Annotated in this window: 15 protein-coding genes and 1 pseudogene; 7 read left to right on the top strand and 9 right to left on the bottom strand. The window is 69.2% G+C overall.

Annotated features, from left to right (window positions below; genetic code table 11):
* Positions 1 to 31: 31 nt before the first annotated feature.
* The 4 genes from ACSQ4M_RS17250 to ACSQ4M_RS17235 all read left to right on the top strand — a co-directional run bounded on the left by ACSQ4M_RS17250 (position 32) and on the right by ACSQ4M_RS17235 (position 4,473).
* Positions 32 to 964 carry an SMP-30/gluconolactonase/LRE family protein gene (locus ACSQ4M_RS17250; protein ID WP_436190658.1) on the top strand — a complete coding sequence of 311 codons (933 nt, stop codon included), beginning with the start codon at positions 32 to 34 and terminating at the stop codon, positions 962 to 964.
* Positions 961 to 1,857 (top strand): aldose 1-epimerase, encoded by an 897-nt coding sequence (locus tag ACSQ4M_RS17245; protein WP_436190657.1) that lies wholly within the window; start codon positions 961 to 963, stop codon positions 1,855 to 1,857. Before ACSQ4M_RS17250 ends, ACSQ4M_RS17245 begins: the two co-directional genes overlap by 4 nt.
* Positions 1,858 to 1,970: 113 nt before the next feature.
* Positions 1,971 to 3,077, top strand: a complete 1,107-nt coding sequence (locus tag ACSQ4M_RS17240; RefSeq protein ID WP_436190656.1) for a 5-methyltetrahydropteroyltriglutamate--homocysteine S-methyltransferase — start codon at positions 1,971 to 1,973, stop codon at positions 3,075 to 3,077.
* A 19-nt stretch (positions 3,078 to 3,096) separates the two neighbouring features.
* Positions 3,097 to 4,473, top strand: coding sequence for a phospholipase D-like domain-containing protein (locus ACSQ4M_RS17235; RefSeq protein WP_436190655.1), 1,377 nt, complete (start codon positions 3,097 to 3,099; stop codon positions 4,471 to 4,473).
* A gap of 180 nt (positions 4,474 to 4,653) precedes the next feature.
* Here the strand turns inward: ACSQ4M_RS17235 and ACSQ4M_RS17230 are convergent, their stop codons facing one another.
* Positions 4,654 to 5,490 carry an IclR family transcriptional regulator gene (locus ACSQ4M_RS17230; RefSeq protein ID WP_436190654.1) on the bottom strand — a complete coding sequence of 279 codons (837 nt, stop codon included), beginning with the start codon at positions 5,488 to 5,490 and terminating at the stop codon, positions 4,654 to 4,656.
* Positions 5,491 to 5,598: 108 nt separating this feature from the next.
* On the opposite strand from ACSQ4M_RS17230, the gene ACSQ4M_RS17225 reads away from it, so the two are divergent.
* Both ACSQ4M_RS17225 and ACSQ4M_RS17220 read left to right on the top strand, forming a co-directional pair.
* On the top strand, positions 5,599 to 6,618 hold the full coding sequence (locus ACSQ4M_RS17225) for a TRAP transporter substrate-binding protein (RefSeq protein WP_436190653.1): 1,020 nt from the start codon (positions 5,599 to 5,601) through the stop codon (positions 6,616 to 6,618).
* A gap of 9 nt (positions 6,619 to 6,627) precedes the next feature.
* Complete coding sequence (locus ACSQ4M_RS17220; protein ID WP_436190652.1) at positions 6,628 to 7,323, top strand: hypothetical protein; 696 nt, start codon at positions 6,628 to 6,630, stop codon at positions 7,321 to 7,323.
* A 152-nt stretch (positions 7,324 to 7,475) separates the two neighbouring features.
* On the opposite strand, the gene ACSQ4M_RS17215 is transcribed toward ACSQ4M_RS17220, so the two are convergent.
* Positions 7,476 to 8,399, bottom strand: coding sequence for a LysR family transcriptional regulator (locus ACSQ4M_RS17215; protein ID WP_436190651.1), 924 nt, complete (start codon positions 8,397 to 8,399; stop codon positions 7,476 to 7,478).
* 67 nt (positions 8,400 to 8,466) lie between these two features.
* Between ACSQ4M_RS17215 and ACSQ4M_RS17210 the strand changes: the two genes are divergently transcribed.
* The gene (locus ACSQ4M_RS17210) at positions 8,467 to 9,084 is read left to right on the top strand and encodes a LysE family translocator (protein WP_436190650.1); all 618 of its coding nucleotides are present in this window, start codon (positions 8,467 to 8,469) and stop codon (positions 9,082 to 9,084) included.
* A gap of 22 nt (positions 9,085 to 9,106) precedes the next feature.
* On the opposite strand, the gene ACSQ4M_RS17205 is transcribed toward ACSQ4M_RS17210, so the two are convergent.
* The 7 genes and pseudogenes from ACSQ4M_RS17205 to ACSQ4M_RS17175 form a co-directional block, all read right to left on the bottom strand.
* Positions 9,107 to 9,235, bottom strand: coding sequence for a hypothetical protein (locus tag ACSQ4M_RS17205; RefSeq protein WP_436190649.1), 129 nt, complete (start codon positions 9,233 to 9,235; stop codon positions 9,107 to 9,109).
* A gap of 6 nt (positions 9,236 to 9,241) precedes the next feature.
* Complete coding sequence (locus tag ACSQ4M_RS17200; RefSeq protein WP_436190648.1) at positions 9,242 to 10,297, bottom strand: sensor domain-containing diguanylate cyclase; 1,056 nt, start codon at positions 10,295 to 10,297, stop codon at positions 9,242 to 9,244.
* A gap of 139 nt (positions 10,298 to 10,436) precedes the next feature.
* A pseudogene (locus ACSQ4M_RS17195) lies at positions 10,437 to 10,544 on the bottom strand (carbohydrate ABC transporter permease); the annotation flags it as partial.
* Complete coding sequence (locus tag ACSQ4M_RS17190; protein ID WP_436190647.1) at positions 10,541 to 11,674, bottom strand: hypothetical protein; 1,134 nt, start codon at positions 11,672 to 11,674, stop codon at positions 10,541 to 10,543. The pseudogene ACSQ4M_RS17195 and the gene ACSQ4M_RS17190, both read right to left, overlap by 4 nt.
* Positions 11,675 to 11,702: 28 nt before the next feature.
* Positions 11,703 to 12,578 carry a carbohydrate ABC transporter permease gene (locus ACSQ4M_RS17185; RefSeq protein ID WP_436190646.1) on the bottom strand — a complete coding sequence of 292 codons (876 nt, stop codon included), beginning with the start codon at positions 12,576 to 12,578 and terminating at the stop codon, positions 11,703 to 11,705.
* On the bottom strand, positions 12,578 to 13,477 hold the full coding sequence (locus tag ACSQ4M_RS17180) for a carbohydrate ABC transporter permease (RefSeq protein ID WP_436190645.1): 900 nt from the start codon (positions 13,475 to 13,477) through the stop codon (positions 12,578 to 12,580). Before ACSQ4M_RS17180 ends, ACSQ4M_RS17185 begins: the two co-directional genes overlap by 1 nt.
* Positions 13,478 to 13,543: 66 nt before the next feature.
* Positions 13,544 to 14,878 carry an ABC transporter substrate-binding protein gene (locus tag ACSQ4M_RS17175; protein ID WP_436190644.1) on the bottom strand — a complete coding sequence of 445 codons (1,335 nt, stop codon included), beginning with the start codon at positions 14,876 to 14,878 and terminating at the stop codon, positions 13,544 to 13,546.
* Between the last annotated feature and the right edge of the window lie 16 nt (positions 14,879 to 14,894).

Raw genomic sequence — 14,894 nt, 5'->3', positions numbered from 1 at the left:
GATACGATGCGCCGCGTCAAGCCCCCGCCCCATGCCAGCCACCTCCTCCGCTCCCGTCGCTCCGCGCGCGCTGTCCGAACCGCAATGCGTCTGGGATGCCGGCGCCCAACTCGGCGAAGGCGCGCTGTGGTCGCCGCGCACGCAGGCGCTGTGGTGGGTCGACATCCTCGGCCGGCGGCTGTACCGCTGGCAGTGGCCGCTGGGCACGCAAGCGCACTGGGACTTCGCTGAAGAAATCTCGGCCGTGGCCGAACGCGCGGACGGCACCGGCCTGCTGCTGGCCCTGCGCCATGGCTTCATCGCCTTCGATCCCGAGGACGGGCGGCTCACGCCCTTGCACCGGGTCGCGGACGAGCCCGCGCACAACCGCTTCAACGACGGCAAGTGCGATGCGCAAGGCCGCTTCTGGGCCGGCAGCATGGACTTCGACTGCGCCGCGCCCACGGGCGCGCTGTACCGCTTCGACCCCGATGGCCGCTGCACGCGGCACGACGCGGGCTTCGCCGTGACCAACGGCCCGACCTGGTCGCGCGACGGCCGCACCCTGTACTTCAACGACACGGTGCAAGGCCAGGTGCTGGCCTACGACTTCGACGCGGCCACCGGCCGCATCGCCGCGCGCCGGCCGTGGCTGCGCCTGGCCGCCGACGATGGCGTACCCGACGGCATGTGCACGGACGCTGCCGGCCGCATCTGGATCGCGCACTGGGGTGGCGGCTGCGTGAGCTGCCACGACCCCGTGAATGCAGCCGAACTCTGCAGGATCGACCTGCCCGCACGACAGATCACGAGCTGCGCATTCGGCGGGCCCGACCTGTGCACCCTGTTCATCACCAGTGCCGCCACCGGCCTGGACGCCGCGGCCCGCACCGCGCAGCCGCTGGCCGGTGCGCTGTTTGCCGTCACGCTGGACAGCCCAGGCCTGCCGGCGCACCTCTTCGGAAGCCACGGAGAAGGCACATGACCCACCCCACCGTCTGGCTGCGCCACGCCGGCCAGGAACTGGGCCTCGTGCCCTCGCTCGGCGGCGCGGTCGCGGCCTGGCGCTGTACGCGACCGGACGGCAGGCTGCTCGACCTCTGGCGCCCCTGGGACGGCCAGAGCACCGACCTCTACCAGCTGGCCTCGTTCGCGATGCTGCCCTGGTCCAACCGCATCGGCCAGGGCGGCTTCGCGCAGGACGGCCATTGGCATGCCATGCAGCCCAACCGCGCGGGCGAGCCCTACCCCATCCATGGCGACGCCTGGCTGCAAGCCTGGACGCTCGCGCAACCGGCGGCCGATACGCTGCGCATGGCCTTGCGCTCGCAGCACTTCGGCGGCAACCCCTACGACTACGCGGCCACGCAGACCTTGCGCCTGGTGCCTGGCGGGCTCGACCAAAGCGTCGAGGTACAGCACCTTGGCGCTGCGCCACTGCCCTACGGCCTGGGCCTGCACCCCTGGTTCCCGCGCACGCCGGCCATGCGCGTGCAGGCCCGCGTCGATGGCGTGTGGCTCAGCGGCGACGACCCGATCCCGACCGGCTACACCCGTGACCTGCCGGCCGACTGGGACCTCAACGCCGGCATTCCCGCGCACGGCAGCTTCATCGACAACGGCTACGGCGGCTGGCAGGGCCAGGCCCGCATCGACTGGCCCGAGCATGGGCTGCGGCTCACGCTGACCACGCCCGACCCCACGGCCTGCGCACCCTGCTGCCTGGTGTACCGGCCCGGCCATGGCCCGGCGCTGTGCTTCGAGCCGATCACGCACCCCATCGACGCCTTCCACATGCCGGACCGCCCTGGCCTGCGCGTGCTCGCGCAGGGCCAGACACTGCGCCTGCACGTGCAGTGGCGCTTCGAAGACGCCTGAGCCCCAAGCACCCACGATGCCCAAGGCCATGGAGGGGGCCGCACTACACTGCGCCTCCTCGCAAGCGCCTGCCTGCAGGGCTTGCGCCATGCACGCCTACAACGGAGGAAACAATGCACCCATTGCCCGCCCGCTACGACCATGTCGGCAGCTTCCTGCGCCCCGCCTACCTGCTCGAAGCCCGTGAACAGAAGGCCAAGGGCCAGATCACGGCCGAGCAGCTGCGCCGCGTCGAAGACCAGGCCATCACCGAGATCGTGCAGTTCCAGCAGGATGTGGGGCTCAAGAGCATCACCGACGGCGAGTTCCGCCGCACCTACTTCCATATCGACTTCCTCGAACAGCTGGGCGGTGTGAAGACCGACATCCCGGTCACCATCCGAAAGCCCGACGGCAGCGAGGAACTGGCCCCTCCCGTCATGCGCGTGATCGACAAGGTGCGCCACGCCAAAAACATCCAGCTGGCCGACTTCGAGTACCTCCAGAGCCAGGTGGCCGCCGGCAACACGCCCAAGGTGACCATCCCCTCGCCCACCATGCTGCACTTCCGCGGCGGCCGCGCCGGCATCAGCAAGGAGGCCTATCCCGAGCTCGAGCCCGAGTTCTACGACGATGTGGCCAAGGCCTACGGCGACGAGCTGCGCGCGCTGGCCGCGGCCGGCTGCACCTATGTGCAGATGGACGACACCAACCTCGCCTACCTGTGCGACGAGAAGATGCGCGAAGCCGCACGCCAGCGCGGCGACGACCCCAACGAGCTGCCGCACCGCTACGCGAAGTTCATCAACAAGGTCGTGGCCCAGAAGCCGCCGGGCATGCTGCTGGCCATGCACCTGTGCCGCGGCAACTTCAAGAGCACGCACGCGGCCGCTGGCAACTACGAGCCGGTGGCCGAGGCGCTGCTGAAAGAGATGGACCTGGACGCCTACTTCCTCGAATACGACGACGACCGTTCCGGCGACTTCCGCCCGCTGCGCTTCCTGCCCAAGGGCAAGACCGTGGTGCTGGGCCTCGTGACCACCAAGTTCGGCCAGATGGAAAGCCCGGACGACCTCAAGCGCCGCATCGACGAGGCCGCGCGCTACGCCCCGCTGGAGCAGCTCGCGCTGTCGCCCCAGTGCGGCTTCTCGAGCACCGTGCACGGCAACAACATCGCCGTGCAGGCGCAGCGCGACAAGCTGCGCCTCGTGGTCGAAACCGCCCAGTCCGTCTGGGGCTGAGCCCCACCCCGGCGCACCGGTGGCGCACGCCCTGATCGCCTGGCTGCCCAGCGTCTCGCAGCACCTGCTGTTCGGCGCGCTGGCGGTCCTCGTCTACATCCTGACCAACCGGGCAAGGCGCCAGCCGCGTGCGCCGACCACGGCCATCGCCTGGGTCATGGGCCTGGCGCTGCTGCCCTACTTCGTGCTGCCGCTGTTCCTGCTGTTCGGCCGGCGCAAGCTGCGCCCGCTCGGCCGGCCGCGGCTGCGCGGCAGCCGGCCCACACGCTTCACGCACTGGGCGGCCGACCTGCTGGATGGTTTCGACCTCGCGCCGCCCAGCGACAACCGCGCGCGCTTCCATGCCGACGGCGCAACGGCGCGCGAGGCGCTGTGGGAACTCATCGCCGGCGCCCGGCACCGGCTGGACATCAGCACCTTCATCATCGGCCGCGACGCTTTCGGCGATGCCGTGGTCGACCGGCTGGCCGAGCGTGCGTGCGCCGGCGTGCAGGTGCGCGTGCTGCTCGACGGCTTCGGCGCGCTGCAACTGCCGCGCCGGCACTTCGACCGGCTGCGCGCGGCCGGCGGCGAGGTGGCCGTGTTCCGCCCCCTGCTGAGCCTGCGCAACAACGGCCCGCGCAACCTGCGCAACCACCGCAAGCTGGCGATCGCCGACGACCACCGCCTGTGGAGCGGCGGGCGCAACCTGGCAGCCGAGTACTTCGAGGGCGATGCCGGCATCGCGGCCTGGACCGACCTGTCCTTCGACATCGAAGGCCCCGTGGCGGGCGCCGCGGCCTGGCAGTTCGAGCGCGACTGGAGCGCCGTGCGCCAGTCCCCGCCGCGCGCCGTGGCGCCGACCCCGCCCATGGCCCCTGGGGCGCCCGCGCAGTTCCTGCCCAGCGGCCCCGACCAGGCCGAGGACACGGCCCACGCGCTGCTGATCGACGCCTGCTACCGCGCCGAGCAGCGCATCCTGGCGGCCACGCCCTACTTCATCCCCGACGACGCACTGCGCGACGCCCTGCGCCGCGCCGCCCGCCGCGGCGTGGCGGTGGACATCGTGCTGCCGGCCGAGTCCAACCACCGCCTCGCGGACTTCGCGCGCAGCCGCGCCATGCGCGACCTGGCCGAGGCTGGCGTGGCCTTCCACCTGCTCCCCTCCATGTCGCATGCCAAGGCCGTGGTGGTGGACGAACAACTCGCGCTGGCGGGATCGATCAACCTGGACCTGCGCAGCCTGCTGCTCAACCACGAGGCCGGCGTGGTGTTCTACGGCGCGACCGAGATCGGCTGGCTGGCGCGGTGGATCGAGGGCCAGCGCGCACTGGGCCAGCCCTACCAGGCAGAGATGCCAGGGCTGGGCCGCGACATCGCCGAGGGCCTGCTGCTCGCAGTGGCCTTCCAGCTGTAGGCTTATCCGCGGCGACGCCGGGCCGCCGCGTTAAGCTGCGCGCGCCCTTCGCCTGCCCTGCCCATGGAACCCATCAACTGGCTGCTGTTCGCCGTCTTCATCGTCATCGTGGTCTACAAGCTCGTGCGCCAATACCTCGCTGGCCGCCAATCGGGCAAAACCACGCCCCGGCGCTGAGACTCAGCCCGCGCGCCTGCGCCCGGCCGCCTTCTCGGGCACGTTGCCCCAGGTGCCGACGTTGGCCGACTTGAGCAGCGCCGAGGCCTGCCCGGTCGCTGCCAGCTCGGCCGCCGCGGCCAGCAGCGCCGGCCCGAACTGCTGCATACGCGAGGCCGTGAGTCGCGCCGACGGCCCCGCGATCACCAGCACGCCCGTGGCCGGCTCGCCCTGGCGCTGGACCGGCGCGGCCATGGAGCTCATGCCGGGCGCATAGGCCTCCTCGATCACGCTCCAGCGCCGCTTGCGGTGCTCGTCCAGCAGCTTGAGCAGCGCCTTGAACGAGGTCGGCGCGTTGGGGCCGAAGTGCTTCGGCTGGCCCATGCCCTGGCGCGTGACGTAGGCGATGGCGGCGTCCTCGGGCAGCGTCATGAGCCAGGCCTGGCCCGCCGCGCTGCACGACAGCCGCAGGTCGATGCCCATGTCCGGGTCGTACAGCAGGCCGGAGCGCGCGCCCTGGGCCTTGGCCACCAGCGTGAGCCGCTCGCCGTCGACGATGGCCAGGCGCACCAGCTCCTCGGTGGTCTGGGCCAGCCGCTGGACCACGGGCTGGGCGATGTCGACCACGCCCGACTTGGACAGGAAGCTCAGGCCCATGGAGGCCATCTTGGTCGTCAGCGCGTAGTCGCCGCGCTGCGGCAGCTGGCGCACGTAGCCGTAGCGGATGAGTTCCTGCAACGTGCGGTGGCAGCCGCTGCGCAGCTGGCCCAGCTCGGTCGCGATCTGCGCCAGCGCGACGCCGTCGGGGTGGGCGATCAGGTATTCCAGGATGGCCAGGGACTTTTCTAGAGCGCCACTCATGCCGTGCTTTCAATGACTTGCAGTGTTCAAATTTTGAACGGCTTCCAAAATTTGGAAGACGTTCAGCATTCTGCAATGATCCGCCCGCTTTTTCGAACGAGGAGACCCATGCCACACCCATCCCTGTCCCGCCGTGCCTTCGCGGCCGGCACCGCCGCGCTGCTGGCGGCCCCGGCCCTGCACGCGCAGGAGATCCGCGAACGCCAGCTGCGCTTCGCCTTCAGCCTGGCCAAGGACCACCCGCTGGGCCTGGGCGCGCAGAAGTTCGCCGACGCCGTGGCCCAGCGCAGCGGCGGCAAGCTGCGCGTGAGCCTGTTCCCGGGCGCGGTGCTGGGCAGCGACATGCAGAACCTGTCGGCCGTGCGCGGCGGCACGCTGGACTTCACCTCCATGGCCACCGGCATCGTGGCATCGCTGGACAAGCGCTTCATGCTGTTCGACCTGCCCTTTCTGTTCAACACGCCGCAGGAGGCCTATGCCATCGCCGACGGCGCGACCGGTACGCAACTGCAGGCCGACCTGGCCCCGCACGGCATCGTGGGTCTGGGCATCTGGGACCTGGGCTTTCGCCACATGACCAACAGCAAGCGGCCGATCGCGCGGGCCGAGGACATCGCGGGCCTGAAGATCCGCGTGATCGGCTCGCCGATCTTCCTGGACCTGTTCAACGCCCTGGGCGCCAACCCCGTGCCCATGACCTTCGGCGAGGTCTACGGCGCGCTCGAATCACGCGCCATCGACGGCCAGGACAACCCGCTGGGCGTGATCGAGTCGGCCAAGTTCGCCGAGGTGCAGAAGTACCTCTCGCTGACGCGCCACGTCTACACCGGCATGCCCTTCATGATGGGCAGGAAGACCTGGGACGCGCTCAACGAGGCCGAGCGCAAGGTGATCCGCGAGGCCGCCGACGAGGCGAAGCAGTTCGAGCGCCAGGCCGTGCAGCGCAAGGAGGGCGAGTCCATCGACGCGCTCAGGAAGAGCATGCAGGTCAACGAGGTCGGCGCGGCCGAGATCAAGCGCCTGCGCGAGAAGGTGCAGGCCGTGAGCGACAAGTTCGCGCGCGAGGTCGGCGAGCCGCTCGTGCAGCAGGTCCAAGCCGAGCTCGCGCGCCTGCGCGGCGGCCAGTAGGAGCGCAGCTTGGCGCTTCTTGGCAAGGCCGCGCTGGCCATGTGGTGGGACATGGCACCCGCCGCGCGTGCGGACTTCGAGCACTGGCATGCGCACGAGCATTTCCCCGAGCGGCTCGGCATCCCGGGCTTTCGCCGTGCCTCGCGCTGGCGCGCGGCCGGTGGTGGTGAAGGCGTGTTCGTGCTGTACGAACTGCAAGACCACGGCGTGCTGTCCTCGCCTTCCTATCTGGCACGGCTCAACGCGCCCACGCCCTGGTCCACCCGCCTGATGCCGCAGCACCGGAACATGGTGCGCAGCCAGTGCCGTGTGCTGGAGAGCCGCGGCGGCAGCATGGCCGGGCACGCGCTGACCGTGCGCCTGTCGCCCGCTCCCGGCCGCGACCAGGCGCTGCGAAGTGCGCTGCGGGCGCTGGCCGCCGAGCTGGCCGCCCAGCCCGGCCTGGCCGGGCTGCACCTGCTGCGCCACGAGACCCCGGCCATCGCACAGACCACCGAACAGAAGCTGCGCGGCGCGGGCGACCGGTATGCGGACTGGGTGCTGCTGGCTTGCGGCTACGAGGCCGCGGCGCTCGCCGGCCTGGCCGACGCCGCGCTGTCCGACGCCAGCCTGGCCGCAATGGGCGCCGCGCCCGGAGTCGAGCGCGGCATGTACGCGCTGGCCTACTGCGCGCTGCCCGCGGACGTGGCCGACACCCTGCTCTGAGCCGCCGCGCCACGCGCGGCCTCGATGGCCCGCAGCCTGTGGCGCACCTGGCCGACGGCCGCGCCCACGCGCAGCCCGGCCGGCGATCATGGCCCAGTTGCTGGTCCAGGCCGGCGGCACGCGGCGCTGTCCACCCCCTGTGGCTCGGCGTGTCAGCCCATCGCACGCAACCATGCCAGCAGGTCCGCCTGCGGGCTGCCGGGGTGCAATGGCTGGGGCGACAACAGACAGTAGCGCGAGCCGTCCTCGACGAAACCCAGCGGCGCAACCAGCACGCCGCTTGCCAGGTCGTCGCGCACCAGCTGCCAGGGACCGATGGCCACGCCCAGCCCGGCCACCGCCGCCTGCAAGCTGAAGTAGAAGTGCTCGAAGCTCTGGCCCTTCGCACCGGGCAGTGGCTGGCCGGCGGCCGTGGCCCATTCCTGCCACGCGCCCGGTCGCGTGCGCGCGTGCAGGCAGGGGGCACCGGGCCGCAGCGCGGCGCTGCCCTTGTGCGTGGCGAACCAGGACGCGCGCTGGTCCGGACGACAGACCGGGCCGACCTGCTCGGCGAACAGCGGTTCGGCGTGGTAGCCGTCAGGCCAGGGAAAGTCGTCGCGGCGGATGGCCAGATCGATGCCGCTGCCGAACGAGAACGGGCCTCCGCCGGCGACCAGGTGCACGTCGAGCGCTGCGTGCCGGGCCTGGAAATCCGGCCAGCGCGGGATGAGCCAGCGCATCAGCAGCGTCGGCTCGCACGACAGCACCCAGCGCCGCCCCTTTCGGGCACTGGTGCGCAGCTCGCCGACCGCCTGCCGCATCATCTCCAGGCCGCCGCCGACGGCACGCGCCAGGGTTGCGCCCGCCTGGGTCAGGAACACGCGCTGGCTGCGGCGTTCGAACAGCGCCACACCCAGTTCGTCTTCGAGCAGGCGCACGGCGCGGCTGACCGCGCCGTGCGTCAGGTGCAACTCGGTGGCCGCGCGGCTGAAGTTCTCCAGGCGCGCCGCCGCCTCGAAGCAGCGCAAGGCCTGCAGCGAGGGCAGGCGTGTGTCGGCCAGTTGTGAGCCAGGATCACCATGGTTGTCAGAAAGCATCGTTGTACATCGCAGGTTGGCGTCACTAGCATCGGTGCTGTTCCACCATTCTGCGACACGAGACGCCATGACCGAACTGATAGCTGTCATCACCATCACTCTGCTCGCCGTCATCAGCCCCGGGCCGGACTTTGCGATGGTCACGCGCAACAGCCTGGTGCAGTCGCGCCGCGCCGGCGTGCTCACGGCCCTGGGCATCGGCCTGGGCGTGCTGGCTCACGTCGGCTACACCCTGGTGGGAGTGGGATGGCTGATCCAGCAGTCGTCGTGGCTGTTCAACGCCATCAAACTGGCCGGGGCCGTCTATCTGGTCTGCCTGGGCGTGAAGATGCTGCGTGCCCAGCCCCACGGCATGCAGGCCGATGGCGCGGCGGCGGCGCTGTCCGACCTGGCGGCGCTGCGCACCGGCTTCCTGACGAACGCGCTGAACCCGAAGACCACGGTCTTCATCGTCAGCCTGTTCATGCAGGTGGTGCGGCCCGACACGCCGCTGGCAGTGCAGGCTGGCTACGGCGCCTTCATCTGCGTGGCGCACATGGCCTGGTTCGGCCTCGTGGCGCTGTGCTTCTCGGCCGGCGCCGTCCGGCAGCGGCTGCTCGCCATGCGCCATGGGATCGACCGTGTCTTCGGTGGGATGCTGGTCGGCTTCGGCGTGCTGCTGGCGCTCACGCGCGGATCCCGCTGAGCCGCCAGCGGCCATGCACGCCTCACCCGGACGGATGCACGGGCCCGAACAGCGGCCGCCGCAGGTGGCGTCGCGCGGTCACGCCGTCGCCGCGGCAGCCCAGGTGGCCTTTGGCCTGCAGCAGCTCGGCCTGGCGCCGACGCAAGTGCACCAGGAATCAGGCCGACAGCGGCGCGCGCCGGCTCGGCGGGCGCAACTCGACCCGGTTGCGCCCGGCCCGCTTGGCCTGGTAGAGCGCGGCGTCGGCGGCGGCCACCCAGTCGCGCGTGCTCGCGTAGTGCGGCTGCAGCGCGGCGATGCCGATGCTGCTCGTGAACCGCAGGTCCGCATGGTCGCGGAAGCGGTGGTTCTCGGCCTCGGCACGGATGCGCTGGGCGATCTCCTGCGCCTCGTCCATGTCTGCCCCGCGCAGCAGGATGGCGAACTCGTCGCCGCCGTAGCGGCCGGCACAGTCGCTGGAGCGCACGCAGTCGCGCACGATGCGGCTCAGCGTGCAGATCACGTCGTCGCCCACGGTGTGGCCCAGGCCGTCGTTGATCTGCTTGAAACCGTCGATGTCCAGCATCAAGAGGCAGGCCGCCTCGCCGGTCTCCGCATGGCGCCGCTGCGCATCGCGCACCTGTTGCTCCCAGTAGGCGCGGCCGTACAGCCCGGTCAGCGGGTCGATGCGGCCGAGTTCGTCGAGCAGGCGGTTCTGGCGCGAGACGCGGCGGATCAGGCGGTAGCTCGACACGCTCACCGACAGCGTGTGGATCACCAGCATGGGCAGGCAGGCCAGCACCACGCGCATGCTGCTCTCGGGCGCCATGGGCGCGTCCATCCACCAGGCGGCGAGCAGGCCCGCCGCCAGCATGCCGGGCAGCGACTGCAGCCACAGCAACCGGATGCCGGTGCTGATCTTGTCCACCATGGTCAGCGTGACCAACAGCACGCTGGGCAGCAGGTTGAACTGCATCAGCGGCACGAAGGCGCCCGCGATGGCCGAATCGACGAGCAGGTTGCGCACCTCGGCCCGCCGCGGGTTGCGGCTGCGCCGCGTGAGCCACCAGGCCAGGTGCGGCCAGACGAAGCCGCCGCAGACCACCACGGCCCAGACCGCCGGCGCGGCATTGCGCTCGTACAGGACGACCATGGCCACCACCGCGCCCAGCCCCATGCCGATGATGCGCAGCGGGTACACGAGCCGGGGCAAGCGGTGGAAGTCGTCGACCATCAGGGGGCAGTGCGGGGAGACTTACCGTGGATCACGGGCCCAAGAGTCTAGAAGCGTGCAGCGCCCGGGGCGAGCACGGGCCGCCCTGCGGTCCGAAACAGGCGATGGACGGCGGCCGGGACGGTGCACCGCCCCGGCCTCACTTCTTGACCGAGCCCGTCAACCCCGACACCTGGTACTCGACGAAGAAGGAGTAGAGCTCGGTCACCACGCCCACCGGTACTGTCTCGGCATCGGCGGCATTCAGCGCAGCCATGCCTTCACGCTGTCGCGCGGAATCTCCACGCAAGGAAAGCTCGACGCCGAAGGCCGTGACTTGCGTATCAGCGTCCTGCACCGGCCATCGTCCGATAGCAGCAAACTCCCCGGGGCGGCCAGGACTACCTGGCCGCCGAAGCGGCTGACGATGTCCACATCCAGGTCAATCAAACCGGGTGCGCTCTCAGAGACGCTCTTGCCCGGTTCGGCAAGCGCAGGTACCGCCAACTTCAAATGGTCGACCAGCTCGCGCGCCACAGCCCCCTCGACGCTGATCGCAGCGTTCGGCAAATTGCCAAGCCCCGTCAGCCGCGCGATCTCAGGAGAGAAGAACCAGCCGGCGAAAAAGACCGCGACGATGGCGGCATAGAACTGCACAACGGTCGGTGCCTTGTCAAGAGCCACGAACACCCCCCTGTACACGGCGAAGCAGACCGTGGCCAGTGCCGCAGGCCACCACGCAGAGTGGCTGGCCACTCCGAGCGTGCGCTGGTAAGCCAGAACCCACACGCCAAGCAGGGAGAGGAGATAGAGCAAATGCCCGATACACAGCATGAACATCGGCTCCACTCGGTCGCCAAGCTTCTCAGGCCAGCGCCGACCACCCCAAACCAGGTTCACTTCCGAAGCCAGTGCCACGCTGCCGATCCAAAGTACGAGCAAGATGCTCAACCATGGCCCATCCTCCCGCACGAATGGGACGCAGATCAGCAGCGTCCAGCCGGTAATGATCTGCGCCGCGACCTGCGCCAGGCGCCCTGCCCGGGCATCGGCCGCTCGGACGACGACAAACATGCGTTCCACGCGCGCATCCAGCCAGGGCACGACAGATAGGTAGCCCACCACCATCCCGCAAAACAAGCCCAGCGTGGCCAGCTGCGGCACCCACTCGTCGCTGCTGAACACGGGAAAGGCGTTGCGCTTGAAGCCATAGGCACACAGGACCAAGAAGCCAATGGCAGCGCCGAGCACCCCTCCGCCCACGACCAGCTTCGCCAGCGTCAGGCAGGCTCCGACGACGGAAAACGCCTCGCGTTGCGCAAGCCGCGCGGCAGTGCCTTGCGAACGCCATCGCTGCGCCGGCTGGCGCGCGGCCAGAATGTTTTTGCGCGGCAGCATCTGATCTATTGTCCGCTGCTCCGCCACCCTACTCCTTGACCGACCCCGTCATCCCCGACACGTAGTACTCGACGAAGAACGAGTAGATGAAGGCCACCGGCAGCGAGCCCAGCAGCGCGCCCGCCATCAGCGGGCCCCACTGGTAGACGTCGCCCTGCACGAGTTCGGTGACCACGCCCACGGGCACGGTCTTGACCTCGGACGAGGACACGAAGGTCAGCGCGTAGATGAACTCGTTCCACGACAGCGTGAACGCGAAGATGCCGGCCGAGATCAGGCCCGGCACCGCCAGCGGCAGCACCACCTTGATCAGGATCTGCCAGCGCGTGGCGCCGTCGATCAGCGCGCACTCTTCCAGCTCCATCGGGATGGAGCGGAAGTAGCCCATCAGCAGCCAGGTGCAGAACGGGATCAGGAAGGTCGGATAGGTCAGGATCAGCGCCAGCCGCGTGTCGAACAGGCCGAGGTTGAACACCACGTTGGCCAGCGGGATGAACAGGATGGACGGCGGCACCATGTAGGCCAGGAAGATCGACAGCCCCACATGCTTGGAGCCGTTGAAGCGCAGCCGCTCGATGGCGTAGGCCGCCAGCACCGAGGCCACCAGCGACAGCACGGTGGACACCACGGACACCAGCACCGTGTTCCAGAGCCACTGCGGGTAGGTGGTCTCAAACAGCAGCTTGTGGAAGTGGGTGAGCGTGGGCTTGACCACCCAGAACGGGTTGCCGTCGCGCGAGAGCAGTTCGGCGTCGGGCTTGATCGAGGTGATCACCATCCAGTAGAACGGGAACAGCAGCACGATCAGGAAGACCACCAGCGGCAGGTAGACCGTCACCGCCTTGCGCGGAATCGAGTCCAGGTAGGACATGCCGACGGTGTCGACATCGGAGCTGCTGGCCATCAGTCTTTCCCCCCTTGTTGCCAGGCACGGCGTTGCAATCCGAAGAAGCTGAACAGCACGCAGGCCAGCAGGAACGGCACCATGGCGATCGCGATGGCCGCGCCCTCACCCAGTGCGCCGCCCGAGATCGCGCGCTGGAACGACAGCGTGGCCATCAAATGCGTGGCGTTCAGTGGGCCGCCACGCGTGATCACGTAGATGAGCTGGAAGTCGGTGAAGGTGAACAGCACCGAGAAGGTCATGACCACGGCGATGATGGGCGTCAGCAGCGGCAGCGTGACGTGGCGGAACTGCTGCCAGCGCGAGGCGCCGTCGATGGCCGAGGCCTCGTAGTACGAGGGCGAGATCGTCTGCAGCCCGGCCAGCAGCGTGATGGCGACGAAGGGCACGCCGCGCCAGACGTTGGCGATGATCACCGCGATGCGCGCATTCCACTCGTTGCCCAGGAAGTCGATGTAGTGGTCGATCAACCCCATCTTCACGAGCGCCCAGCTGATGATGGAGAACTGCGAGTCGTAGATCCACCAGAACGCGATGGCCGACAGCACGGTCGGCACGATGTAGGGCAAGAGGATGACGGCGCGGAAGAAGGTCTTGAAGCGGATGTGCTTGTTCAGCAGCAGCGCCAGCCACAGCCCCAGGCCGAACTTGAGGATGCTGGCCACCACCGTGTAGAACAGGGTGTTGAACAAGGCCAGCCGTGTGACCGAGTCGTTCCACAGGTAGATGTAGTTTTCCAGCCCGACCCAGACGCCGGCCCGGCCCACCTTGGTGTCGGTGAAGCCGAGCCAGGTGCCAAGGCCCAGTGGATAGGTCAGGAACAGCAGCAGCAGCACGGCCGCTGGCAGCATGAACAGGAAGCCGAGACCGTTGCGGCTGTTTTGCAGTCGGGCGAGCATGCAGACCCTAGACAGGTGCCATGGAGGCCCGGCCGGGCGCGGGCCCAGCCGGAACGCGGGAGGTGCTTACACCTTGTAGTAGCGCTCGGCGCGCTTCTGGGCGCGTTCGGCGGCTTCCTTGGGCGTCTTGGAGCCGCTGGCGGCCTCGGCCACCATGTTGGCGACGATGAAGTCGGCCCCGGCACCGGCCGATGCGTAGCCCAGCTTGCCCTCGTAGCCGGACGGCCGCATGTTCTTCACGCAGTCGCGGTACGGGGTGTTCTTGGGGTCGGACGTCCAGATCGGGCAGGACTCGTAGGCCGCCAGCGGCTGGCCGATGTAGCCACCCGCGCCGATCAGCCAGGCGTCGAACTGCTCGCGTTCCATCATGAAGCGCAGGAACTCCTTGGCCGCATTCGGGAACTTGGTGTACTTCATGACCATCTGGTTGAAGAACAGGTGCGACTCGGTCGGCACGCCGGCCGGGCCGATCGGGAAGGCCGCGTGCTGGATGTCGGCCGCCATCTCCTTGAGCTTGGGATCGGGCGAGTTCTTGGCCGCGTAGTAGATCGAGATGCCGTTGTTGGTGACGCTGATCTGCCCGTCCAGGAAGGCCTTGTTGTTGTTCGGGTCCAGCCAGGACAGGGTGCCCGGAATGAAGGTGGCGTACAGCTCCTTGGCGTACTCCAGCGCCTTGATGGTCTCGGGGCTGTCGATCACGACCTTGTTGGTCTTGTCCACGAGCTTGCCGCCATGCGACCAGATCAGCCAGTTGGTCCACAGGCTGTCGCCCGTGGCATTGCCCAGCGCGTAGCCGCCCGGCGTGCCCTTCTCCTTGAGCGCCTGGTGCAGCTTGAGGAAGCCCGCCGTGTCCTTGGGGAAGCTGTCGAAGCCGGCGGCCTTCACCATGCTCCCGCGGTAGACGATCATCGAGCCCGAGGCGCCCAGGCCCAGGCCCAGCCAGCGCTTGCCGTCGGGCCGCAGGTACTGCTGCACGGCCGGGTACCAGCCACCGTACTTCTTGCCCAGGTACTCCGCGAGGTCGGTCACGTCCAGCAGCTTCTCGGGGTAGAGGTTGGCGTCGTCGTTGGTCGACAGGATGATGTCGGGACCGGCGCCGGTGTTGGCCGCCACGGCCGCCTTGGGCCGCACGTCTTCCCAGCCCTCGTTGTCCACGCGCACCTCGACCCCGGTGGCTTCGGTGAACTTCTTGACGTTGGCCATGTAGGCGTCGATGTCGCCCTGCACGAAGCGGCTCCAGCGCAGCACGCGCAACTTGGCGCCCTTCTCGGGCGTGAACTTGAGCGTCTGCGCACGTGCGAACGGCGAGAACAGCACGCCACCGGCACCGATGGATGCCACGGCGGCCGCGCCGGCCGAGCCCTTGAGAATGCTGCGCCTGCGTCCTTGGAACTCACTCATGCCTGTCTCCTTGCGT

Origin of the sequence: Pseudorhodoferax sp. LjRoot39, from assembly GCF_964253035.1 — a bacterium.
Lineage (GTDB): Bacteria > Pseudomonadota > Gammaproteobacteria > Burkholderiales > Burkholderiaceae_C > Pseudorhodoferax.
Note: the sequence above shows the minus strand (reverse complement) of the source record. Positions and strands in the feature narration are given on the sequence as shown.